Raw genomic sequence first — 23,167 nt, 5'->3', positions numbered from 1 at the left:
CTATAAGAGAATTATCGGAAATTTTCCACTTCCAGGGGTTATATGCTGCGCTTCGCCGCTCCCATGATCGCCCTGCTGCTGAGCCTGGGCATCGCACAGACTGCCACTGCCCAGACGCGGATCAAGGACGTCGTCAACGTCGAGAACGTGCGCGACAACCAGCTCGTCGGCTATGGCCTCGTCGTCGGCCTCGCCGGCACGGGCGACCGCCTGCGCAACTCGCCGTTCACCGAAGAGTCGATGCAGGCGATGCTCGAGCGCATGGGCGTCAACATCCGCGGCACCGAGATGAAGACGCAGAACGTCGCCGCCGTCTCGATCACCGCGACGATGCCCCCCTTCGCCCGCAACGGCTCGCGGATCGACGTCCAGGTCTCCGCGCTCGGCGACGCCTCCAGCCTGCAGGGCGGGACGCTGATCGTCTCGTCGCTGCGCGGCCTCGACGGCGAGATCTACGCGGTCGCCCAGGGCAATGTCGCGGTCTCCGGCTTCAAGGGCCAGGGCGCCGCCGCCAGCGTGAGCCGCGGCGTGACCACCTCCGCCCGCATCGCCGGCGGCGCGATCATCGAGCGCGAGGTTCCCTATTCGCTGCAATCGGCCACCGGGCTGAAGCTGGCGCTCAAGAACCCCGACTTCGCCACCGCCGACCGCATCGCCGCGGCGATCAACGGCAAATATCCGGGCAGCGCCACCGTGCTCGACCCGGCGACCGTCCAGCTGGTCCCGCAGCAGAACTTCGTCGGCAACGTGATCGACCTGGTCACCCGCGTCGGCGAGCTGCAGGTCAAGGTCGACCAGCCGGCCCGCGTGGTGATCAACGAAGCCTCGGGGACCGTGGTGATGAACGCCGACGTGCGGATCACGCCGGTGGCGATCGCCCAGGGCGGGCTGACGATCACCGTCACCGAAAGCCCGCAGGTCTCGCAGCCCGCGCCGCTCTCGAACGGCCAGACCACCGTGGTGCCGCGCACCAATGTGCAGGTCAACGACGGCAACGGCGCGAGCCTCGCCCTGGTCGACGGCGCCAGCCTGCAGACGCTGGTGAGCGGGCTAAACACGCTCGGCGTCAGCCCCCGCGACCTGATCACCATCCTTCAGGCGATCAAGAGCGCCGGCGCGCTCCAGGCCGATATCGAGGTGCAATGATGCGCGACCTGACTTCCGTCCAGGGCCCCCAGGCCCCCACCCCGCCGGCCAATCCCAAGCAGGATGCGAAGAACAAGGCGACCGCCAAGAACTTCGAGTCCGTGTTCCTCGGCCAGATGACTCAGCTGATGCTCGAGAGCGTGCAGCAGGGCGAAGGCGAGTTCTCGGGCGGGCACGGCGAAGAGATGTTCCGCGGCATCATGGCGGAAAAGCTCGGCAACTCGATCGCCGACCGCGGCGGCATCGGCCTGGCACCGATGGTGCTCGACCAGATCATCAAGCTTCAACAGGGTTCCAAATAATGACCGAGCAGCTCATCGACGCGATGGTGTCCCTCACCCAGATCATGGAAGAGGAGAGCGAGCGGCTCGCCCGAGGGCCGTTCTTCGCCGAGCTTCCCGAGATCGCCACGGTCAAGCTGCGCCTCACCGGCCAGATCGAGGCCCAGGTCGCGCGGATGAAGCGCGAGGCGCCCGACGACTGGGCCGACAAGCTGTCGACCGAGGAGCGCGAGGAGCTGGCCGAGGCGAGCCGCGGGCTGCGCGACGCCTCCACCGTCAACGCCCAGATCCTGGCGCGCCAGATCGAGCTCTCGACCGAGATGATGGGCGCGATCGCCGCCGAGGCGCAGCGCCTGACCGGCACCCGCAGCATGACCTATGGCGCCTGTGGCGGCCTGGGCGGCATGGACGCGCCGGCGCCGATCTCGATCAACGCCCGGCTGTAAATCACGCCAAGCGCACCTTTGCGCGGCGTGGAGCTTCCTACAGCGCAGCGCCAAGGGCGTGGCGAAAAGTCACAAAGGCCGCGACAGTCAAGGGGCGTGCGCCTCCCTGCGCTTTCGCAGCATTGTTGCGCGCGTAGAGCACCGGGCCGGTCCTACATTTCCTACGGGTCAAAGAGCGGCCGGACGCGAGTCCCGGCGTTGCCGACGCAATCACGCGAAATCCTACATTGCAAGGGCGCGTCGAAAGCCCTCTCCCGCTTGCGGGAGAGGGCTAGCAAAAAGGCCCGCGATCGCTCGCGGGCCTCTTGCATTTCCACTGGGAAAGAACGGCTTAGCCGCCCTTGCCGACAGCGGTTTTCAGCATGCTGATCTGCTTGCGGTAGAGGTTGGTCATCGCGGTGAAGTCGGCCTGGACCTGGCCGAGCTTGAGCAGCTGGTCTTCGAGCGTGACGTTGTTGCCGTCGGGCTTGGTCTCGCTGATATCCTTGTCGAGCACGATGCCGGCGCCGGCCGGCTGGATCGCGCCCAGGCCCTTCATCCCCGCGGTCAGCTGGACCTGCGGCCGGGCGATCGAGATGCCGGCGCTGCTGCCGACCAGGTCCGAGAAATCGGCGTCCTGCACGGTGCGCGCCTTGAAGCCCGGCGTCTCGCTGTTCGCGATGTTCTGCGAGATCACGCGCTGCTTGTCGGAGAGGTTCTCCATCTGGCGGCGGATACCGGAAAGGATCGGGGGCATGTCCATGCGATCAGAATCCGTAGGTCGTGGGGGTGGAGCTGTTCAGCCGGCTGAGCGCCGCCTGGTAGTTGGCGAGCTGCGCCTGCTCGATCGAGGTCGACTGGGTGCCGGTCGCCGCATTGGTCTTGGTGCCGTCGACCATCTTGGCCTTGGTGTCGTCCCAATAGAGCGAGCGATACGCGGTCTGCGTCATCGAGATCCCGTCCTTGATCTTGGCGAGCGTCGCCTTGGCGCTGTCCGCGGTGAGCAGGCTGAGCCCGTCGCCGAGATCGAGGCCGAAATTGCCGCCCGGGCGCACCTTGGGCGCGCTGCTCGACACCGGGGCCGGGCTCGCGATGCGCTGCGGCCCCATGCCGAGCTTGGCGAGGGCGTCGTTCGCGCCGGTGCCCGCCATGAGATCGAGCTCATGGCCCGACTTCATCGTGATGCGCAGCTGCTGGACGCCGTCGACCGCGGTGGCGGTGACGGTGGCCTTGGACGCGCCGAGCATGCCCTGGAGGCGGGTGGCGATCGACGACAGCGTATCGTCGGCGAGGATGGTGAGCTTGCGCGTGGCGCCGTCATCGGCGGCGAAGGAGAAATAGTCGCCGGCCTTGAGCGCAGTCTGCGTCGTCACCTTGGCCGAGGCGACCGCGTTGATCGTGCCGCGGCCGAAGCCGAGCGCCGAGACCGCGCTGGCGCCGCCCTGGTCCGCCGAGATGCGGACCGGCTCGGTGCGCAGCAGCGCCTGGCCGAACTGGGTGGTGTTCTCGATCGCGCCGGTCGACGCGTCGATGCGCGAGACGAAGCCGTCGGTCGGGCCGCGGCGGGTCGCGGCCAGGTCGCCGGTGGTGCGGCCGCCGGCATACAGCTCACCGTTCATGAAGGCGATGCTGTCGACCTGGTCGTCGGCGGCGGAGCCGAGATAGGTGGTGCTGGCGCCCGACAGGCCGGCGTCGATCCGCGTGACGAAGCCGTCGCGCGCGCCGCTGCTGGTGTTGACCTGGGCGCCGTTGAGCGTGCTCGAGGTCGCGCCGCCGACGGCGATCGTGCCGTCATCGGCGATGGCGATGGCGCGCGCGTCGGCGGTGCCGAGATCGATGCTGCCGAGATCGGTGGCGAGCGACGTGCCCTGGAGCTTGCGCACCTCGGCATCGCCGTCATGCCCGACGACCGCGAGGACGTTGCCGTCATTGTCGACCGCGAGCGCATTGACGCTGTCGCTGCCCGGACCGGTGATCGTGCGGCGCTCGGCGATCTTGCCGGCGGGATCGATGCGCGCGACGAAACCGTCATTGCCGGTGGCGACGCGGCCGCCGACATAGACCGAGCCGTCGGCGCCGACCGCGACTGCCTTGGCGACGTCGGTGCCGCCCGAGCGGACGACGGTGGAGAATTTCTCGTCGCCATTGGCGGCGTATTTGGCGACGACCATGTCGCCATCGGTGGTGGCGCCGCCGAAGCTGCCGGTCACCGTGCCGGCGACGACGATGCTGCCATCGGCACCCAGGCTGATCGCCGCGCCGGTCGACGAACCGGTGGCGCCGAGGCTGCGCTGCCACACGACATTGCCTGCGCCGTCCACCTTGGTGAGGAACAGGTTGTTGTCGCCGTCCGACAGGTTCGCGCCAAGGTCGCCCTTGGTGGTGCCGACGACATAGCTATTGCCCTGCGGATCGGTGACGACGGCGGCGGCATCGGTGCTCGAATAGACGTTGCTGGTCGTCGTCTTGTTGGTGATCGTCTTGCCGTCGAGATTGGTCGACGTGGTGGTGACCGTCGTCGTCTTGCCGGCGAGCACGTTCTGCGCGGTCGCCTGGCGATCGAGCGCCTGGATCGTGCCCATGGCGACGCGGCTGTTGTCGCCGGCGGGATCGTCGAGGCGGAAGATCTGCGTCGAACTCGGCGCGTCGAGCGCGGTCTGGCCGGTGGCGACGACCAGCGCATCCTTGGCATTGGTCTGGTCGAGCGTGACCTGCTCGATCCCGGTGGGGTTCGACAGCGTGAAGCCCCATTTGCCGCCCTCGTTGACGACCTTGAAGCTCGACTTCCAGCGCGGCACGACATTGCCGTTGGTATCGAGCTGGGGCGTGCCGTCGGTCTTGAGGTTGGGGATCGAGGCCATCGCGGCGTTGAGCTGCGCGGCGACGCTGTCGAGCGTCGGCGGCTGGGTGCCCTGCGACAGGTCGATCGAGACGGTCTGGGCGGTGACGCCGGGCTTGCTCAGCGTGACCGAGAATTGCTCGTTGCCGGTCAAGCCCGGGATCGCATCGCTGCGCACCTTGACCAGGCCCTTGCCCTCGGTCTCGTAGACGTCGGTGGCGGCGAGCTTGGTCGAGGTCGCGCTGGACGAGGGCTTGCCATAGGCCAGGTTGACCTTGTCCGACGGCGCGGTGGCGAGATAGGTCGAGAGATCGCCCAGCCCCTTGAGGAAGGTCTTCTGCATCGCCGCGCGCTGCGCGTCGGAGGTGGTGGTGGCGGCTGCCGTCTCGGCGAGCACGCGCAGCTTGTCGAGCGCCTTGTAGGTGGTGAAGCTGGTCTGGACGTCGGCCGAGAGATAGGTGCCGTTGGCATCGGTGACCGACTTGTCGATGATCGAGCGCAGCGCGGTGATCGAGGCGACCTGGCTGGAATTGACCGGGAGCGCGTCGTCGCTCTTCCACGGCGCGAGCGTGCTGGCGAGGGTGAACTGCGCCTTGGCGGTGCGCACCGCCTTGCTGTCATAGGTGACGGCGGAGACAGCCGAGGTCATCGTCGAGCTCGACCCCGAGAGGATGCTCAACCCGATCAAACTGCCCGATAAATTAACCGTCATGCGACACCGCCCTCGATCCCTTGGTCCTATAATAGAGGGAAAGCCGCCCCCACCCTCGTGTGCGGGTGCATTTTTTCGCGAGGGAAACGAAAAAAATGACGATGATGGCGCCGATTGCCGAACCGCCCGAACTCAAGCGCTTCAGTGGCTCGCAGCGCGCAGCCGCGCTGATGCTCGCCCTGGGCCGCGAACATGGTGCGCCGATCTGGGAACAGCTCTCCACCGACGAAGTGAAGGAGCTCTCCTCCACGATCGCCGGGCTCGGCCGCATCCCGTCGGCAGTCGTCGAGCATCTCCTCGTCCAGTTCACCGGCGAGATCGCCTCGATGTCTTCGATGCACGGCAGCTACGAGACCACCGAGCGCCTGCTCGCCGGCATCCTGCCGAGCGAGAAGGTCAAGGAGATCATGGAAGACATCCGCGGTCCCTCGGGCCGCACGATGTGGGACAAGCTCTCCAACGTCTCCGAGACCGTGCTCGCCGGCGCGCTGAAGCACGAATATCCGCAGACCGTGGCGGTGATCCTGACCAAGCTGCGCCCCGATCATGCCGCGCGCGTGATCGCCGAGCTGCCGCGCGACTTCTCGGTCGACGTGGTGATGCGCATGCTGCGCATGGAGACCGTGCAGAAGGACGTGATCAACCAGGTCGAGCAGACGCTCAAGGCCGAGTTCATGACCAATTTGTCGCGCTCGCAAAAGCGCGATCCGCACGAGGCGATGGCGGAGCTGTTCAACTCGCTCGACCGCTCGACCGAGGAAGCGATGCTCAACGCGCTCGACAACAAGGCGCCGGAAAGCGCCGAGCGGATCCGCGCGCTGATGTTCACCTTCGAGGACCTGGGCAATTTGCTGCCGACCGCGATCGCCGCGATCGTCCGCAACGCCGACAAGCGCCAGATGGCGCTGGCGCTCAAGGGCGCGCCGGAGAGCCTGAAGACGCTGTTCTTCGGGGCGATGACCGAGCGCGCCGCCAAGCTGCTGCGCGAGGACATGGCGGGCATGGGCCCGGTGCGCGCGCGCGATTGCGAAGAGGCCCAGTCGGCGCTGGTGCGCCTGGCCAAGGACCTGGCGGACCGCGGCGAGATCCTGCTCGTCGACCCCAAGTCCGACGACGCGATGATCATCTAAGGAGCACGCCGCATGAGCCTGCACAATGTCGAGCGCTTCGGCTTCGATCGCATCTTCGCCGTGCCGCCGGGCAAGGGCGGCCCGATCGGCCCCGACGCGGCGCTCGAAGTCGCGACGCTGCGCGCCGAGCTGGCGCTGCTCCGCTCCGAACAGGAAGCGGCGCTGACGCTGGCGCGCGCGCAGGGCTATGAGGCCGGGCTCGCCCAGGCCCGCGCCGAGCGCGAAGTCGCGCTGCTGAGCGCGGTCGACGCGCTGCAGGCCGGCATCGAAGGCATCGACGCGCAGTTCGGCGCGGTCTCCGAGCGCGTGACCGGCGAGGCGACCGAAGTCGCGCTCGCCGCTGCCGAGCTGATCGCCGGCCGCGCGCTCGAAGTGGCGCCGGGCGTGGCGATCGACGAGGCGCTCGGCCGCGTGCTCGGCCAGGTCGCGCGCGGGACGGAACTGCAGATCCGCGTCCATCCCGACCTGATGGAAGACATCGAGGGCCGCATCGCCGACCGCCAGTCGCGCGACCGCCGCAAGCTCAACCTCACCGTCGTCCCCGACGCCACCATTGCGGTGGGCGATGCGCGGATCGGCTGGGAGGAAGGCGGGCTGGCGCTCGACGCCGAGGCACGCCGCGCCGCGGTGGCCGAGGAACTCCAGACGCTGCTCAAGGCGGCTTAAGCCTCCCCCTCACCGATCGGAAGTCATCCCCGCGAAGGCGGGGATCCAGAGCCAAGGGCGCCATCGCCTGCAACCCTGGATCCCCGCCCTCGCGGGGATGACGATTCCGGCGGGCGCCGCTCCCGCATCTTCGGGAAAGTCGTTTCCGCAAAAGCCACTAGGCAAAAATTTCCCCCGGCAAAAACTGCCGCCCCGCCCGCCCCTCTATAATTGAAGGGAAGGGGCAACCGCCCCGCCGGTTCTCACCCACGGGGCGACATTGGAAGCGATCAAAAACCTGGTGGGCCAGCTCGGCCCCAAGCGGCTGATGTTGATGGGAGGGGTGGCACTCGCACTGCTCGCCGCCCTGGCCTTCGTCGCCACCCGCGGCTCGACCTCGACCATGGGGTTCCTCTACACCGACCTCGATCCCTCGGCCGCTGCGGCGATCACCGAGAAGCTCAAGGCGCAGAATGTCGAGTTCCAGCTCTCGGCCGACGGCACCTCGATCATGGCGCCGCAGGACAAGCTGGCCGAGCTGCGCATGAGCATGGCCGGCGAGAAGCTGGGCGGCAAGATCGGCTATGAGGTGCTCGACGAGGAACAGCCCTTCGGCGTTTCCGCCAGCCGCGCCAAGATGAACGAGACACGCGCCATCGAGGGCGAGCTCTCCAAGTCGATCCAGACCATCCAGAACGTCACCGCCGCGCGCGTCCATATCGTGATGCCCGAGCGCGCGATGTTCGCCGAGGAGAGCCGCAAGGCGACCGCGGCGGTCACCGTCAAGACGCGCGGCCGCATCCCGAGCGAGACCGTCGCCTCGATCCGCTATCTCGTTTCCTCCTCGGTGCCCGAGCTTTCGCCCGACTCGGTCTCGGTCGTCGACCAGACCGGCGCGCTGCTCGCCCGTGCCGGCGATCCCAGCACGGCCAGCGCCGGCGACGCCGACGAGCGCCAGCAGGCGGTCGAGGGCAAGCTGCGCGACGAGATCGAATCGCTGCTCGAGCCGATCGTCGGCCAGGGCAAGGTCCGCGCCGAAGTCTCGGCCCAGATCGACCGCGACCAGTCGCGCGAGGAATCGAACGTCTTCGATCCCGACAAGCAGGTGATCTCGCACCAGGTCAGCGTCGAGACCGGCGACCAGAACCATGAGAACGACGCCGGCGCGCAGACCGCCTCGGTCGCCAACCAGCTGCCCGCCGCGCAGAGCGCCGCGAACAACGCGCCCGGCACCTCGCGCCAGTCGGCCAGCAACCAGACTTCCGAAGACACGACCTATGACAACAGCTCGACCAAGACGGTCACCGTCCGCACGCCGGGCAAGGTGACGCGCCTCAGCGTCGCGGTGATGGTCGATGGCGGCGACAAGGGCCTGGCCCAGCCGCAGATCGACCGGCTCCAGCGCCTGGTCGAGAATGCCGTGGGCGCCGACACCCAGCGCGGGGACTCGGTCGTCGTCGAGAGCATGAAGTTCAATACCGGCGACGCGCCTGCCGATGCGACGACGAGCTTCCTCTCGTCGCTGCCGATGGACCGGATCTGGGGCCTGCTCCAGCTCGTGGTGATCGGCGTGGTCGGCCTGGTCGCGATCCGGATGCTGAAGCCCAAGCCCGTGCCCGCGATCGAGATGGCCGAGGCCGGCCCGGCACTGCCCAGCGGCCCCTCGCCCGAGATGCTCGCGCTCGCCGAGCGCGCCGCCGACGGCGACGTCGAGGCGATGCAGCAGCTCGAAAACATGACCCCGGCCGACGTGCCGCAGCTCGATCAGGAGATCGCGCTCGCCCAGGTCGACGGCCGCATCAAGCTCTCCGCGCTCAAGCGCATCGGGGATGCGATCTCCGCGAGCCCGCCCGAGGCGGCCTCGGTGATCCGCCAGTGGATGAATGCATAGGACTGTGACCATGGACATCGAACCGCACGACATCATTCCGACCGATACGGCGTCCGATCAGCCCTCGCCCGTGTTCGAGGACTTCGATCTGAACCTGGGCAACGACGTCAGCCATACCGGCAGCGAAGGCCTCGAGGCCGTCCATGACGTGCCCGTCAAGGTCCAGGCCGTGCTCGGCCGCGCGCGCATGCCGATCGGCGAGCTGCTCCAGCTCGGTGCCGGCACCGTAGTCGAGCTCGACCGCCGCGTCGGCGAGCCGGTGGACATCTTCGTCAACGACCGGCTGATCGCCCGTGGCGAAGTCGTCCTGATCGACAATGCGCTGGGCGTCACGCTCACCGAGATCGTGCGGGCCGAGCATTGATCATGGGACCCATCCGGATGCTGCTGATCGGCGCCCCGGGCAGCGAATTCCGCCGGGCAGCGGAGCTGGCGCAGAGCGCCGGCGCGGAGGTCACCATGGCCGACGCCCCCGCCCCCGCGCTGGACACGCTGCGCGCGCAGGGTGCCGACCTCGTGATGATCGACGTCCTTGAAGACGTCGTCTCCTTCCTTGGCGACCTGCGCCGCGAGCGCTTCGTCGTGCCCGTGCTGGCCTGCGGCATCTCCGCCCCGGCCGAGCGCGCGGTGGCGGCGATCCGTGCCGGAGCGCGGGACTATGTGCCGCTTCCGCCGCAGCGCGAGCTGATCGCCGCGGCCATCGCCTCGGTGGTGGAACGCCAGGCGCAGGTGCGCATCGGCGATCACCCCGTGCTCGAGCACGCCATGGCGCTCGCCGCCGCGGTGGCACCGAGCAGCGCCCCGGTGCTCGTCACCGGCGGCAAGGGCAGCGGCAAGGAAATGATGGCGCGCGAGATCCACCGGCTTTCGGGCCGGCCGGAGCCGATCGTGACGGTCGAATGCGCGGGCGTTGCCGCCGACGTGCTCGAGAGCGAGCTGTTCGGGCATGAGGAAGGCGCCTTTCCGGGCGCCGCCGCACGCCGCGTCGGCCGGCTCGAGAGCGCGCGTGGCGGCACGATCCTGCTGCGCGAAGTCGGCGCGCTGGCGCCGGCCACCCAGGCCCGGCTGCTCGCCGCGCTGATCGAGAAGCGCTTCCGCCGCCTGGGCGGGGACGAGGAAGTGCCGTTCGCGGCGCGCCTGATCGTCTCGACCAGCCTCGATCTGGAAGAAGCAGTGGCTACCGGCACGTTCCGCGAGGACCTGCTCGTCCGTCTCGGCCTCGCCCGCATCGAAGTGCCGGCGCTGGCCGAGCATGGCGACGACATCGCCGCGCTCGCCGATCATTTCATCGAACAGTTCGCCCAGGCCGACGGGCTTCCTGCCCGCCCGCTCTCGGACGGTGCGATCGCGGTGCTGCGCGCCTATGGCTGGCCGGGCAATATCCGCGAGCTGAGGGAATGCATCCACCGCGCCTCGCTGCTGGCGCACGGCGCGAAGATCGAGGCGGAGGACCTGACCCGCGCCGACGGTTCGCCGCTGGAAGCTCTGGTCTCGCTGCCGGCGGCCGACGGCCGCATCGAAGTCGACAGCCTGATCGGCCGCACCGTGGAAGAGGTGGAGCGCGAGCTGATCCTCGGCACGCTGGAGCGCTGCCATGGCAACCGCACCTCGGCGTCGAGCATCCTGGGCATCTCGGTGCGCACGATGCGCAACAAGCTGCGCACCTTCATCGAGGGCGGCATCGCCGTGCCGCCGGCGGCCTGAGCCGCACCCGACGAACCCTTAGTAGAGCGAGAGCAGAATGCCTCCGGCGATCCTGAACCTTCTGAACAAGTTCGGCCTCAACCGCGACATCGCGCTCGCGGGCGGCGTGGTCGCCATCATCGCGATGCTGATCCTGCCGATCCCGGGCTGGCTGCTCGACCTCGGCCTGGCGCTGTCGATCACCGTCTCGGTGATGATCCTGATGACAGCCTTGTTCATCGAGAAGCCGCTGGAGCTCAGCGCCTTCCCAACGATCCTGCTCGTCGCGACGATGCTGCGCCTCGGCCTAAATCTCGCCTCGACCCGCCTGATCCTGACGCACGGCCATGAAGGGCATGACGCGGCAGGCGGCGTGATCGGGGCGTTCGGCGAGTTCCTGATGGGCGGCGAGGTCATCATCGGCCTGACCATCTTCATCATCCTGATCGTCATCAACTTCGTCGTGATCACCAAGGGCGCCGGGCGCATCGCCGAAGTCGCGGCGCGCTTCAGCCTCGACTCGATGCCCGGCAAGCAGATGGCGATCGACGCCGATCTCTCGGCCGGTATGATCAACGAGGACCAAGCCAAGGAGCGCCGCGCCGAAGTGGAGGCCGAGAGCGGCTTCTACGGCGCGATGGACGGTGCCTCGAAGTTCGTGAAGGGCGACGCGGTCGCCGGCCTGCTGATCACCGCGGTCAACATCGTCGTCGGCCTGACCATTGGCGTCGTCTCGCACGGCGTGCCGATCGGTGAGGCGTTCCACACCTATACCGTGCTGACCGCCGGCGACGGCCTGGTCAGCCAGATCCCCGCGCTGATCATCTCGATCGCGGCGGGCCTGCTCGTCTCGAAGGGCGGCGTGAAGGGCAAGACGGGCACTGCGCTGGGCGACCAGCTCGGCCGCTACCCCAAGGCCTTCGGCATGGTCTCGTTCCTGATGGGCGCGCTGGCGCTGATGCCGGGCCTGCCCTTCCTGCCTTTCGCGATCTTCTCCGCCGCCTCGGGCTTCGCCGCGTGGAAGATGAGCAAGAACGCCGCCGCCAAGGTCGCGCTCGAAAAGGCCGTGGCTGCGCAGCAAAAGGCCGCCGACGCCGTGGTCGAGCAGCCGATCTCGCAGACGCTGGCGATCGACGCGGTGCGCATCGAGATCGGCTATGCGCTGCTGCCGATGATCAACGACGAGCAGCGCGAGCCGCGCCTCGACGACCAGGTCCGCGCGCTGCGCCGCCAGATGGCGACCGATTTCGGCTTCGTCCTCCCCTCGGTCCGCATCATCGACAATATGGGCCTGAAGCCCAATGAGTATGTCATCACGATCAAGGAGACCGAGGCGGCGCGCGGCGAGATCCGGGTCGACAAGCTGCTCATGATCAATCCGGGCGGCGGCCCCGCCGGCCTGCCCGGCGAGACGACCAAGGAGCCGGTGTTCGGCCTGCCCGCGCTGTGGATCGATCGCGAGCTGCGCGACGAGGCAGGCTTCCGCGGCCTGACCGTGGTCGAGTGCGGCACGATCATCACCACGCACCTGACCGAGCTGGTGAAGGAAAACATCGCCGACCTGCTCTCCTATACCGAGACGCAGAAGCTGCTCACCGAAGTCCACAAGGACGTCGAGAAGCTGGTGGCGGACATCGTCCCGTCGAAGGTCTCGGTGTCGAGCGTGCAGCGCATCCTGCAGAACCTGCTGAGCGAAGGCATCTCGATCCGCGACGTGCCGACGATCCTGGAAGGCATCGCCGAGGCCGCACCGCTGACCGCGAACCTGACGCAGATGACCGAGCATGTCCGCTCGCGGCTGGCGCGCCAGATCAGCGCGTCGCAGGTGCGCGGCGAGGCGATCCCGGTGGTGACGCTGTCGCCCGAATGGGACCAGGAGTTCGCCGAGAGCATCCTCGGCAATGGCGACGACCGCCAGCTGGCGATGGCGCCCTCCTCGCTCCACAAGTTCATCGCGCATGTCCGCGAGACCTATGACCGGCTGGCGCAGGACGGGGAGATCCCGTGCATGCTGTGCAGCCCGGCGATCCGCCCGTTCGTCCGCTCGATCATCGAGCGGGTGCGCCCGGCAACGGTGGTGCTCTCGCAGAACGAGATCCACTCCCGCGCCCGCATCCGCGCGCTCGGCACAATCGGATGACGTCCTGACCCGACCAGCCGTGACCGTCCTATAAGGAATATTGCGGGCCGCGACGCCCGCCCATGAGGCGCCTGAATGCAGATAAACACTATCGGGTTTCCCGCGGGCCTCCTCGGCGCAGGAGGCGCCAGCACCGCTGCTGCCGGCAGCGGGATGGGCGATGCCTTCGGGCTGCTGCTCGGTGCGCCGAACAACCCCGCCGGGGCCGGCATCACGCCGCCCCTGGCCGCCAATGATTCCACCCTGCCCGCCACGAGCACGCCGAGCGTCTCGATGGCGCAGCTGCTCACCACCGCGGCGCCGCTGGCGACCGGGACGACGCCGCTGACGCAGGCGCAGCTGCCGGCCGAGGCCCAGCCGCCGGTCGCTGCGCAGCCGCTCGCCGATGCGCCGTCGCTGGCCGACGCGCAGCCCCAGCCTGGCGCACAGGCACCGGTCGTGGCGCAGGATCCCGCGCTCGCCGCGCCGGAGCTGCCGGGCAAGCCGGAAGCCGCCGCGCCTGCTACCGACGCCAAGCCGGTTACTGACGCCAAGCCGGTTACTGACGCCAAGCCGGCCAAGGCGGCGCCGGGCGCGAAGCCGGCCGCCGATCCGCGGGCCGAGACGCTCGCCGAGCAGCTCGCCGCTACGCCGGTCGAAGCCGCTAGCGAACCGCCGGCCGGGGAAGCCAAGGCCGAGGCCCCCGCGAAGCGCGGCCCGCGCCTTGCGAGTGCCGATACCGACGCCGGCGACCAGCCCGGGCCCGACGCTGCGCCAGTCGCGGTGGTCGATCCCGTCGCCGTTGCCGTCGTGCAGCAGCAGGTGCCGGTGCGTCCCGAGCTGGCGGTGAAGCCCCAGCCCTCGCCCACCCGCCAGATCGGCGACGTGTCGCTCGGCGGCCGCAAGGCCGATGCCGCACGCGCGGCCCCGGCCGATGCGACCGCCAAGGGCGCGGCGCCGACGGTAAACGACAAGGCCGGCGCTACGGTCTCCGCGATCGCCGGCAAGCAGGGCGAGAAGAACGACAATGCGCCAAGCGACGAGCGCGGCCAGGCCCCGGCCTTCACGCTGCGCCACGACGCCCAGGCGGCACCAGCCCATGCCGCGAGCGACACCGCCAAGGCGCAGGGCGCACCGGCCGTCGCTGCCGCCGAACCGGTGGTGACCGCGCGCCCGGGCCATCTCGGCCAGCAGATGGGCGTCGAGATCGCGCGCAAGGTCGAGGCCGGCGAAGACACGCTGCGCGTGCGGCTGAACCCGGACAATCTCGGCAAGGTCGAAGTCACCCTCGCCTTTGACGATGGCGGCACGCTGCGCGCCACGGTGCGCGCCGAGAGCCAGCAGGCGCTCGACATGCTGCGCCAGGACATGCCCGATCTCGGTCGCTCGCTCGACCAGGCTGGCATCCGCGCCGACACGCAAAGCTTCCGCTTCGAGAGCGGCAACGGCGGCGGCAGCGGCGCGCAGGCGCAGCAGCAGCAGAGCCAGAACAGCAATTCCGCCGGTCCGTTCGCCGGCAATGACGAACCCGAAACCGCCCAGGCCGTCTACCGCGAGATCCGCGGCGACGGCCAGGTCGATCTCCTCGCCTAGGAGCAGCACATGACCACCGTCACCAACACGACCAACACCACGAACACCACCGGGACGACGGCGACGCCGAGCGCCACCGGCCTCAACGCCGACTTCACGATGTTCCTGAAGCTGCTGACCACGCAGATGCAGAACCAGGACCCGCTGAGCCCGATGGACACCAGCCAGTACACCCAGCAGCTGGTGCAATATTCGCAGGTCGAGCAGTCGATGCAGCAGAACACGACGCTGAAGGACATCCTGTCGTCGCTCGGCACGCAGAACCTCACCCAGGCATCGTCGCTGATCGGCCATGCGGTGGAAGCGGACTCGCCGATCGCCGGCCTCACCGACAAGCTGCCGGCGCAGTGGACCTGGAACACGCCACGCGACGCCTCGACGATCGTCGCGACGATCACCGATGCCAATGGCAAGACGGTCGATACGCGCACCGTGAACGTCTCCGGCACGACGGGCAATCTCGCCTGGGACGGCGCGACGACGAGCGGCAAGCAGATGGCCGCGGGCAAGTACAGCATCTCGATCAAGGCGCTCGACAGCTCGGGCACCGAGCTCAGCAACACCTCGGTGCACGCCATCGGCACGGTGAGCGACGTGCAGCTCGACAATGGCGCCGTGCTCGTGACCGTGAACGGCAACAAGTATGATTCCAGCGTGCTCACCCGCATCGGCGAGACGGTGAACTAGGGGAATTCCTGAGGTGCTTCCATTTGGGTGGGCACCGCGCGCTTTCTATAATGAAATCAGAGAGACGGGCGGGCGTATCAATCCCCTCGCGACCCGCTCGTCTCTCTGCCTGGCGCCCCGGCGCCGTGTTTTCCTTTCGCTTAAATAGCGCGGCCCGGTACCTCCTCCACCGGGCCGCTCTTTTTTTGTGCCCGGCACAGGCGCAGCTTTCCGCCGGCGCCGCCAGGCGATCAGCAGCAGACAGCACAAACGAAAACGGGGCCCCGAAGGACCCCGTCTGGTTGTTCCGAGATGCCCGGGCGATCAGGCGTGCGCGGCGCGCAGCATCTGGGCAGGCAGCTGGATGATCTGCGCCGGGGCGAGGCTGGGCACATCCTCGCGCACGTCGAACGCCTCGAGCGCGCAGCCCGGCAGCGCGCTGGGCGCCGTCAGCATCGCGATGCAATCGGCGATCGAGGGATCCTCGCGCGGGCCGATCGTGTCGAGCACGTCGGCGAGCGTCGTACCCGGTGCGGCGAGCGCGCGGTCGGCAGCGGCCGCCCAGAGTGCGCGGACGTCCTCCACCGTGAGGCTCAACGATACCGTAAAGCTGGTCGTAACCTTTGAACCGTACGCCATGTCACCAACGCCCATATGTCTGCCCCTGACCCGTTCGTTTGAATTTGCGCCTAGATGCCGCAAACGCGGACTCTCGCGTAGTACGGGCAAGCCCGTATGTGGTTTTCCCCAAGTTAATGGACGCGTGCCTCCGCCCTGCGCCCGAGCTCGCGCGCATGCGCCGCGACCAGGCAGAGCTCGGCATAGAGCCGGTCCCAGAACGGCGCGGGGATATCGAGCGACGGACCGCCCGACTGGTGCAGCGCCAGCGCCGCGCAGGGATCAAGCCCCAGGCGGAAGCGCGTGGCGAACACACCGTCGATATGCTCGTCCGGGAGGGTGTGCGGCACGGCAAGGCGCGCCGACATGATATAGCCTGACAACACATCGACGCCGTAGCCGTCCAACATGACACGCGGACGACCAAGCATGTCCGGCCGTTCGAGCACGACCAGCGCACCCGATGGATGCTCCTCGACGCTTACCTGAAGGCGGCCGCCGAAAGCATCGGTGATTTCTCTGATCCTGGGAAACAAGACCTCTTCTCCTCTGGGATCATTATAGAGGCATCAACCAACTTAGACGCGCGAACGCGCCGAAACCGACGGAGCAGAAACGAAAAAGGGGGCCGGAACTTGCGTTCCGACCCCCTTCGTCAGGGCCATAGACTCCAGGGAAAAGTCTGGCCTTAACGGAACAGCGACGTGATGGTCGACGGCGCCTGGTTGGCGATCGACAGAGCCTGCACGCCGAGCTGCTGCTTGACCTGAAGGGCCTGCAGCTTTGCAGATTCCTTCGCCAGGTCGGCGTCGACGAGGTTGCCGATGCCGCCTTCGATCACGTCCGAGAGCTTGCTCGTGAAGGTCGACTGAGCGTCGATCTTGCGCGAGGCCGCACCGAGCGTGCTCAGGCTGGTCTTCAGGTTGTCCTGGGTGGTGCTGATCGTGTCGATCATCGCCTGCGCCGAGGCCTGGCTGCTGATGTTGCCCGAAGCCGAGATCGTGATGACCGAGCCGCCAAGGTCGAGACCCTGGTTGGCAACGCTCAGCGAGTCCGGGTTCCAGGTGGTGGCCGACGACGTGTCGGAGTCCTGCAGCGACTGCAGGGCCGTCACGGTGCCGCCCGAAGCCTTCAGCAGGTTCGTGCCGTTGAAGTCAGACGAGTTCACGATCGTGGTGATCTGGTCGCGCAGCGCAACGAAGTCGCTGTTGAGCGCGTCACGGGTCGACGTGTCGATGCCGGCGTCAGCAGCCTGGTAGGCCTTTGCCTTCATCTGGTTCACGACGTCCGAGATCTGCTCGGCGCCAGCCACCGCAACGTCGGTCACGCTCTTGGCGCGGCTCAGCGACGAGGAAACGGCCGAGAGGCCGCCCATGTCGCCACGCAGGCCCTGAGCGATCGTGTACGAGGCCGAATCGTCCTTGGTCGACGCAACCTTCAGGCCGGTGTTGATGCGGCTCTGAACCTGCGACAGGCCCTTGTTCGTGTCGTTGAGGCTCTGAAGAGCCGCCATCGCGCCGACGTTGGTGTTGACAGAAAATGCCATGATAAAAATCCTTCTTGGATCAGAGCCGCTTCTGCGACCCGAACCGGAGACGCCGGTTCGCGACGGAACGTGATCGGTACGCCCGCATGTTCATTGTGGGAAAACTTATAGGATGACCCAAATTAGTCCGCGAATTTAAATGGTTAGCAAAGGGTTAATTCGAATTTGGCATCCGGTAGGGCAGCGATTCCAGGGGTTTGGGCGCCTCCGTCATCCCGACGAAAGTGCCGTCTTGAGCCACTCCCCAAAAGGAGAGGGGCTAATTTGGATCCCAAAAGAAAATCGCCCCGCAGCACGGGCTGCGAGGCGATCCTCGATGCGTTCCTGACGGGCTCAGAACGGGAAGAGCGCGTCGTAGATCTGCTGGCCCCAGCGCGCCTGCTGCGCGTCGGTGAGCTGGCCCTTGCCGCCATAAATCACGCGCGCCTCGGCGATCTGCGAATGGCGGATCGAATTGTCGCGGGCGATGTCCTCGGGTCGGATGATGCCGGTGATGATCAGCTCGCGCATCTCGAAGTTCACGCGGACCTCCTGGCGGCCCTTGATCATCAGATTGCCGTTGGGCATCACCTGGGTGACGATCGCGGCCATGGTCATGTTGATCGTCTCGGAGCGGGCCGTGGTGCCGCCGCCGGCATATTTCGAGCCCGAATTGGTCTCGAGCGCGGCATTGGCATCGGCGCCGAGCAGCTTCTTCACCGGGCTGATGTTGAGCAGGCCGCCCAGGCCGCCGCTCTCGCTGCCGCCGCGGGTGCGCGAGGTGTTGTTGCCCAGGTCCGCCTTGTCGGCGATGTTGATCTTGATCGTCAGGATGTCACCGAGCTTGTTCGCGCGCTGGTCGCGGAACAGCGCGCCGGCGCCGGTGCGGAACAGCGAGGCGTTGTTCGCCGGCTGCGCCGACGCGCTGTGGGGAGCGTTGGAGCGGTCGGCCGGCATCGCCAGCGACGGCTCGATCTCCGGCGTGTCGATCGGCTGGATTTCCGAAAGCTTGGGCGCCTTGCCGACGGCCTTCAGCCGGCCGGCTGCGCCGCAACCCGAAAGCGTGGCGGCGATGGTCACCGCGAGAAGGATCTTACGCATGCTACTTTCCCTGTAAGCTGCAAGTTGAAGCGGTAGGTTTTACGGCGTGACGATCCGCACGGTGCCCGAAGCCTCGACGATCCCGTCGAGCGTGCGGTTGGTGGCGCTGGCGACGACGCGAACCGCCTCGCCCTGCGAGCCGCCGCCGAGCGCGCGGCCCGAGGCGGTGATGATCAGCGGGCCGCTGATGATGCGGATCGTCACCGGCTCGCCACGACGCACCATCTGCGGGCGCATCAGGTCGCTCTGGCGCACGACGGTGCCCGCCGGCAGGTTGCGCGTCGCCTCCATGCCCGAGGCCTGGTCAACGGTGAGCGCACCGCGCGCCGCCGCGGCGGGGCGCTGCTCGACCGAGAAGTCGCCCGCGTCGATGCGGTCGCCCTTCTGCACGGCATGGCCGAGCACCGCGACCGGCACCTCTTCCGGGGTACCGAACGCGAGCAGGGCGAGGCTGAGCAGGCCGAGCATCAGTGCAGCTGGCTGGTCGTGGCCAGCATCTCGTCCGCGGTCTTCACGACGCGGCTGTTCATCTCATAGGCGCGCTGCGCAGTGATCAGCGCGGTGATCTCGGCCACGGGATTGACGTTCGAGGCCTCGACGAAGCCCTGCATCAGCGTGCCGATGCCCGGATCCCCCGGCGCGCCGACGATCGGCGCACCCGAGGCCGAGGTTTCGAGGAACAAATTGCCGCCCTTGGCCTCCAGGCCGCCCTCGTTGACGAAGGTGGCGAGCTGGAGCTGGCCCAGCGTCTGCGGCGTCGGGTTGCCCGAGAGCACGACATCGACCTGGCCGGTCTTCGAAACGGTGACGCTCACCGCGTTCTGCGGCACGGTGATGCCGGGCTGGACCGGGAAGCCGTCCGAATTGACCAGCTCGCCCTGGTCCGACACGCCGAACGAACCGTCACGGGTATAGCCGGTGGTGCCGTCGGGCATGGTGATCTGGAAATAGCCATGGCCCTGGATCGCCAGGTCATACTGGTTGTCGGTCTGCTGCGCCGAGCCCTGCTCGTGGATCCGGTAGATCGCGCCAGTCTTCACGCCCGAGCCGATCTGGATGCCGGTGGGGCTGTTGGTCTGCGCGCTGGTCGCCGAGCCGGGCCGCACGACCTGCTCGTAGAGAAGGTCCTGGAATTCGGCGCGCTGGCGCTTGAAGCCGGTGGTGTTCATGTTGGCGATGTTGTTCGAGATCACATCGACATTGGTCTGCTGCGCGAGCATGCCCGTCGCGGCGATAGAGAGCGTACGCATGGACTAGTTCCTTATGCTCGGTGTGTGGGTCAGCCGACCTTGCTCAGCCGGTCGATCGCCGACTTGCGCATGTCGTTCATGCTCTGGGAGAGGTTCTGGCTGGTCTGGTAGGCGCGCAGGATCTCGACCATGTCGGTGGTCTCCTGGATCGCGTTGACGTTGGAGCCTTCAATGCCGCCGGTCTGGAGGTGCGTCTCGCCCGCCGACAGCTCCTTGCCGCCGGTGCCGGTGAACAGCCCGTCGCCGCGCGGATCGACACCCGCCTCGTCGAACTGCGTCACGGTCAGGCGCCCGAAGGGGCCGCCGGGGCCGTTGATCGTGCCGTCCTTGCCGATCTCGATCTGGTTGGCCGCTTCCTGCGGGATCGTGATCGGCTTGCCGCCCTCGCCCAGCACCTTGTTGCCGCTCGAGGTGGCGAGTTCGCCGGTGGGCAGGATCTTGAGCTGGCCCGAGCGCGTAAAGGCAGTCGAGCCGTCGGGCGCCTGCACCGACAGATAGCCATTGCCCTCGATCATCACGTCGAGCGGGTTGCCGGTGGGCTGGAAGGCGCCCTGGCTGAAATCATGGGTCGCGCCGTAATCGAGCACGAACGCCGTCTGCTGCGCCGGCTTCACCGCGCTCTCGGTCTTTTCCATATATTCACGGAAGACCGGCTGCTCGCGCTTGAAGCCAACCGTGTTCATGTTGGCGAGGTTGTTCGCCGCCACGTCCATGCGACGGCGCAGCGCCGTTTCCTGGCTCAGCAGCACATAGGAAGAAATGTCCACCGGACGTCCCTCAAAAATTCGCACTAGGCAACAATTGCCGGGCACTGCTCCTATAATAGAATGAAATGCACCGGCGCGGTGTCGGCGTGCAGATTTCGGAAGGTCACCAGGGAATGTCGTCTCCGGAAATCATCGAGGAGGGCGCGGAGGCTGCGAATGCAGCCAAGCCCAAGTCGAAGAAGAAGCTCATCATCATCATCGGTGCCGCGGCCGGCGTGCTGCTGCTCGGCGGTGGCGGCGGCGCGGCGTTCATGCTGACCGGCTCCAGCGCCAAGGCGGAAAGCGCCAAGGACGCGCACGCGGAGAAGAAGGACGAGAAGAAGGCCGAGGGCGGCGAAGGCGCGGCGGCCGGCAAGGATGCCTTTCTCGACGTGCCGGCGTTCATGGTGAACCTGCGCTCGCCCGACGGCCAGGCGCGCTTCCTGAAGCTGCACTTCATGATCGTCCCCGCCGACGGCGTCGCGGTCGACGACCTCAAGGAGAAGCTGCCGCTGGTGCTCGACGCCTATCAGCCCTTCCTGCGCGAGCTGCGCCCCGAGGATCTCGCCGGCTCCGCCGCGGTCTTCCGGATCAAGGAAGAGATGATGGTGCGCGCCACCGCCACGCTCGGCGACGGCCAGGTGAAGGACATTCTGATTCAGGACCTGGTCCAGCAATGATCGATCTCGAAGATTTCGACCTGCCCGATCCCCCCGCGCCGATGGGCGATATCGGGGGCGGCAGCTTCGACCAGGCGGACATCGATGCGCTGTTCGGCGATTTCGGGCCCACGGTGGGCAAGAAGGGCCTGCGCGCGGTCATCGAATCCAAGGTCATCAGCCATGAGCGTCTGCCGATGCTCGAAGTGGTGTGCGACCGCGTCGTCCGCTCGTTCGCGAGCTCGATGCGCAACCTCACTTCGGACGGCGTCGACGTCAGCCTGGAGGAGGTGACCTCCACGCGCTTCGGCGAGTTCATGAACCGCGTCGCGCTGCCCGCGATGGTCGGCGTGTTCAAGATCGAGGAGTGGGAGAGCTACGGCCTCGTCACCGTCGATTCCAATCTGATCTATTCGGTGGTCGACGCGCTGCTCGGCGGCCGCGGCGGCGGCGGCTCGACGATGGTGATCGACGGTCGCGCCTTCACCACGATCGAGACCGGCCTGGTCTCGCGCATGCTCAGCCTGGCGCTCAGCGACTTCTCGGAGGCGTTCGCACCGATCGAGCCGGTCAACATGAATCTCGAGCGCATCGAGACGAACCCGCGCTTCGCGGCGATCGCCGGCGTGTCGAACATCTGCGCCACCGCCACCTTCCGGGTGGACATGGACGGCCGCGGCGGGCGCTTCACCCTGGTGTTCCCCTATGCCACGCTCGAGCCGGTGCGCGACAAGCTGCTCCAGCGCTTCATGGGCGAGAAGAGCGGCCGCGACAGCATCTGGGAGGCGCACATGGCCGCCGAGGTGCGCAAGACGAACGTCTCGATGAACGTGCTGCTCGGCGAGAAGGCGATGGCCATCGCCGACCTGCGCAGCCTCGAGATCGGCCAGACCATCTCGCTCCACAAGGGGCCGGACGATCCCCTCGACATCGCCTGCGGCGGCGTGAAGCTCGCCCAGGCCCAGATCGGCCAGCGCAACGGCAAGGTCGCCGTGCGCCTGGTCAGTGACGTTTCCTCCGACAAGAAGGTGAAGTAATGAGCATCGCGCTACTCGCCAATGTGCTGACGATCATTCTGTGCATGGCCGTGCTCGTGCAGAGCGTGCGGATGATGAAGAGCCTGCGCACCGTGAAGGACGGCGCGCTGACCCAGGTGGTCGAGGCGCTGCAGGTCGCCACCGTGCAGGCCCGCGCCGTGCTTTCGGACATGAAGCACACGCTCGGCACCGATTGCGCCCGCCACGCCCAGCTGGTCGAGCGCGCGCGCGAGCTGCGCGACGAGCTCAGCCTGATGACCGGCATCGCCGATTCCGCCGCCGAGCGGATCGTCAATGCGGTGAGCATGGCCAATGCCCAGCGCGGCCCGGCCGAGGGTATCGCGGCGGACACGGCGGAAGCCGAAGCCATCGCCGAGGCCGTCGCTTCGATCGCGGAAGCCGCGTGATGGCACGCCCTTCCCTGCTCCTCCTTACCGCCGGCGTCGCCGGGATGGCCGTCGTCGCCAATGCGGCGACGATCGCCACCGGCGCGCAGGACAACAGCCCGAACACCACGCGGCTGGGCAATGCGATCACGCAGGACATGAGCGACCGCGATGCGGCCGCCGCGCGCCGCAAGCGCGGGCTCGACCTGCGCGAGCAGGCGGCCAAGGCAGCCTCGGCCCGCCTCGCGGCGGACATGGAGGCACGCAAGAAGCAGGAAGAGGCGCAGCAACAGGGCGCGGCCGGCGCGAACGGCGCTCCCCCAGCCCCTGGCGCGCCGCTGCCCGCCGAAGCGCAGTTCGACGAGCTCGCCCGCATCTACCAGGCGATGAAGCCCAAGGCCGCCGCGGTGGTGTTCGAGCAGCTCGACATGGAAGTGCAGATGAAGGTCGCGCAGCGCATGCGCGAGCGCTCGACCGCAATGATCATGGCCGCGATGACGCCCAAGGGCGCCGCGACGCTGAGCATGGCGATGGCCCGGCGCGGCGCCAAGCCGCAGGCCCAGCCGCAAGCGGGCGGCCGCGCGCCGGCAGCACCGGCGGGTGCCGCGCGGCGCTGAGCGAGACGACCGGGCGCGGCGACTCTCCGGGACGCCTGTCTTACGAATAAGCCCGCCACGGCATCACGCCGGGCGGGCCTTTTCGTTTGTCGGCGCGG

The 23,167-nt window shown here is 67.8% G+C and carries 24 protein-coding genes; 15 read left to right on the top strand and 9 right to left on the bottom strand.

What is annotated here, in order from left to right:
- The first annotated feature begins 63 nt into the window (after nt 1-63).
- From ABLE38_RS13455 to ABLE38_RS13445, 3 genes are read left to right on the top strand one after another with little or no spacing between them, the layout of a single operon-like run.
- The gene (locus ABLE38_RS13455; protein ID WP_348974740.1) at nt 64-1,146 is read left to right on the top strand and encodes a flagellar basal body P-ring protein FlgI; all 1,083 of its coding nucleotides are present in this window, start codon (nt 64-66) and stop codon (nt 1,144-1,146) included.
- Nucleotides 1,146-1,448, top strand: a complete 303-nt coding sequence (locus ABLE38_RS13450) for a rod-binding protein (protein ID WP_348975213.1) — start codon at nt 1,146-1,148, stop codon at nt 1,446-1,448. Before ABLE38_RS13455 ends, ABLE38_RS13450 begins: the two co-directional genes overlap by 1 nt.
- The gene (locus ABLE38_RS13445) at nt 1,448-1,873 is read left to right on the top strand and encodes a flagellar protein FlgN (RefSeq protein WP_348974739.1); all 426 of its coding nucleotides are present in this window, start codon (nt 1,448-1,450) and stop codon (nt 1,871-1,873) included. Before ABLE38_RS13450 ends, ABLE38_RS13445 begins: the two co-directional genes overlap by 1 nt.
- Nucleotides 1,874-2,204: 331 nt before the next feature.
- Here ABLE38_RS13445 and ABLE38_RS13440 read toward each other — a convergent pair whose 3' ends face one another.
- Together ABLE38_RS13440 and ABLE38_RS13435 are read right to left on the bottom strand one after the other, a co-directional pair.
- Entirely contained in the window at nt 2,205-2,615 is a 411-nt protein-coding gene (locus tag ABLE38_RS13440) for a flagellar basal body protein (protein WP_348974738.1), read from the bottom strand.
- A gap of 4 nt (nt 2,616-2,619) precedes the next feature.
- On the bottom strand, nt 2,620-5,403 hold the full coding sequence (locus ABLE38_RS13435) for a hypothetical protein (RefSeq protein ID WP_348974737.1): 2,784 nt from the start codon (nt 5,401-5,403) through the stop codon (nt 2,620-2,622).
- Between the two features lie 95 nt (nt 5,404-5,498).
- Here ABLE38_RS13435 and ABLE38_RS13430 point away from each other — a divergent pair, with 95 nt between their 5' ends.
- The 8 genes from ABLE38_RS13430 to ABLE38_RS13395 all read left to right on the top strand — a co-directional run bounded on the left by ABLE38_RS13430 (nt 5,499) and on the right by ABLE38_RS13395 (nt 15,151).
- Entirely contained in the window at nt 5,499-6,533 is a 1,035-nt protein-coding gene (locus tag ABLE38_RS13430) for a flagellar motor switch protein FliG (RefSeq protein WP_348974736.1), read from the top strand.
- A 12-nt stretch (nt 6,534-6,545) separates the two neighbouring features.
- Complete coding sequence (locus ABLE38_RS13425) at nt 6,546-7,199, top strand: FliH/SctL family protein (RefSeq protein ID WP_348974735.1); 654 nt, start codon at nt 6,546-6,548, stop codon at nt 7,197-7,199.
- Between the two features lie 259 nt (nt 7,200-7,458).
- Complete coding sequence (fliF, locus tag ABLE38_RS13420) at nt 7,459-9,069, top strand: flagellar basal-body MS-ring/collar protein FliF (RefSeq protein ID WP_348974734.1); 1,611 nt, start codon at nt 7,459-7,461, stop codon at nt 9,067-9,069.
- Between the two features lie 10 nt (nt 9,070-9,079).
- Entirely contained in the window at nt 9,080-9,433 is a 354-nt protein-coding gene (gene fliN / locus ABLE38_RS13415; RefSeq protein WP_348974733.1) for a flagellar motor switch protein FliN, read from the top strand.
- A gap of 2 nt (nt 9,434-9,435) precedes the next feature.
- Entirely contained in the window at nt 9,436-10,773 is a 1,338-nt protein-coding gene (locus tag ABLE38_RS13410; RefSeq protein ID WP_348974732.1) for a sigma-54 dependent transcriptional regulator, read from the top strand.
- Between the two features lie 37 nt (nt 10,774-10,810).
- Nucleotides 10,811-12,892: a flagellar biosynthesis protein FlhA gene (flhA, locus tag ABLE38_RS13405; protein ID WP_348974731.1), complete on the top strand. Its 2,082-nt coding sequence runs from the start codon at nt 10,811-10,813 to the stop codon at nt 12,890-12,892.
- A 75-nt stretch (nt 12,893-12,967) separates the two neighbouring features.
- Nucleotides 12,968-14,464 carry a flagellar hook-length control protein FliK gene (locus ABLE38_RS13400; RefSeq protein WP_348974730.1) on the top strand — a complete coding sequence of 499 codons (1,497 nt, stop codon included), beginning with the start codon at nt 12,968-12,970 and terminating at the stop codon, nt 14,462-14,464.
- A 9-nt stretch (nt 14,465-14,473) separates the two neighbouring features.
- Nucleotides 14,474-15,151, top strand: a complete 678-nt coding sequence (locus ABLE38_RS13395; protein ID WP_348974729.1) for a flagellar hook capping FlgD N-terminal domain-containing protein — start codon at nt 14,474-14,476, stop codon at nt 15,149-15,151.
- A gap of 303 nt (nt 15,152-15,454) precedes the next feature.
- On the opposite strand, the gene ABLE38_RS13390 is transcribed toward ABLE38_RS13395, so the two are convergent.
- From ABLE38_RS13390 to flgF, 7 genes are all read right to left on the bottom strand, one after another.
- The gene (locus ABLE38_RS13390; RefSeq protein ID WP_348974728.1) at nt 15,455-15,727 is read right to left on the bottom strand and encodes a hypothetical protein; all 273 of its coding nucleotides are present in this window, start codon (nt 15,725-15,727) and stop codon (nt 15,455-15,457) included.
- A 155-nt stretch (nt 15,728-15,882) separates the two neighbouring features.
- Nucleotides 15,883-16,284, bottom strand: a complete 402-nt coding sequence (locus ABLE38_RS13385; protein WP_348974727.1) for a hypothetical protein — start codon at nt 16,282-16,284, stop codon at nt 15,883-15,885.
- 152 nt (nt 16,285-16,436) lie between these two features.
- Complete coding sequence (locus tag ABLE38_RS13380) at nt 16,437-17,294, bottom strand: flagellin (protein ID WP_348974726.1); 858 nt, start codon at nt 17,292-17,294, stop codon at nt 16,437-16,439.
- 333 nt (nt 17,295-17,627) lie between these two features.
- Nucleotides 17,628-18,374: a flagellar basal body L-ring protein FlgH gene (gene flgH / locus ABLE38_RS13375; RefSeq protein ID WP_348974725.1), complete on the bottom strand. Its 747-nt coding sequence runs from the start codon at nt 18,372-18,374 to the stop codon at nt 17,628-17,630.
- Nucleotides 18,375-18,413: 39 nt separating this feature from the next.
- Nucleotides 18,414-18,842, bottom strand: coding sequence for a flagellar basal body P-ring formation chaperone FlgA (gene flgA / locus ABLE38_RS13370; protein WP_348974724.1), 429 nt, complete (start codon nt 18,840-18,842; stop codon nt 18,414-18,416).
- Nucleotides 18,842-19,624 (bottom strand): flagellar basal-body rod protein FlgG, encoded by a 783-nt coding sequence (gene flgG, locus ABLE38_RS13365; protein WP_348974723.1) that lies wholly within the window; start codon nt 19,622-19,624, stop codon nt 18,842-18,844. The genes flgA and flgG overlap by 1 nt, the downstream gene beginning before the upstream one ends.
- Before the next feature lie 29 nt (nt 19,625-19,653).
- On the bottom strand, nt 19,654-20,391 hold the full coding sequence (gene flgF / locus ABLE38_RS13360) for a flagellar basal-body rod protein FlgF (RefSeq protein WP_348974722.1): 738 nt from the start codon (nt 20,389-20,391) through the stop codon (nt 19,654-19,656).
- Between the two features lie 65 nt (nt 20,392-20,456).
- Here flgF and ABLE38_RS13355 point away from each other — a divergent pair, with 65 nt between their 5' ends.
- The 4 genes from ABLE38_RS13355 to ABLE38_RS13340 are packed head-to-tail and all read left to right on the top strand — an operon-like array spanning nt 20,457 to nt 23,069.
- Entirely contained in the window at nt 20,457-21,050 is a 594-nt protein-coding gene (locus tag ABLE38_RS13355) for a flagellar basal body-associated FliL family protein (protein ID WP_348974721.1), read from the top strand.
- Nucleotides 21,047-22,066, top strand: a complete 1,020-nt coding sequence (gene fliM / locus ABLE38_RS13350; RefSeq protein WP_348974720.1) for a flagellar motor switch protein FliM — start codon at nt 21,047-21,049, stop codon at nt 22,064-22,066. The genes ABLE38_RS13355 and fliM overlap by 4 nt, the downstream gene beginning before the upstream one ends.
- Nucleotides 22,066-22,473 (top strand): DUF6468 domain-containing protein, encoded by a 408-nt coding sequence (locus ABLE38_RS13345; RefSeq protein ID WP_348974719.1) that lies wholly within the window; start codon nt 22,066-22,068, stop codon nt 22,471-22,473. Before fliM ends, ABLE38_RS13345 begins: the two co-directional genes overlap by 1 nt.
- On the top strand, nt 22,473-23,069 hold the full coding sequence (locus ABLE38_RS13340; RefSeq protein WP_348974718.1) for a hypothetical protein: 597 nt from the start codon (nt 22,473-22,475) through the stop codon (nt 23,067-23,069). The genes ABLE38_RS13345 and ABLE38_RS13340 overlap by 1 nt, the downstream gene beginning before the upstream one ends.
- The last annotated feature ends 98 nt before the right edge of the window (nt 23,070-23,167 follow it).

This window comes from Sphingomonas sp. KR3-1 (assembly GCF_040049295.1).
Lineage (GTDB): Bacteria > Pseudomonadota > Alphaproteobacteria > Sphingomonadales > Sphingomonadaceae > Sphingomonas.
Note: the sequence above shows the minus strand (reverse complement) of the source record. Positions and strands in the feature narration are given on the sequence as shown.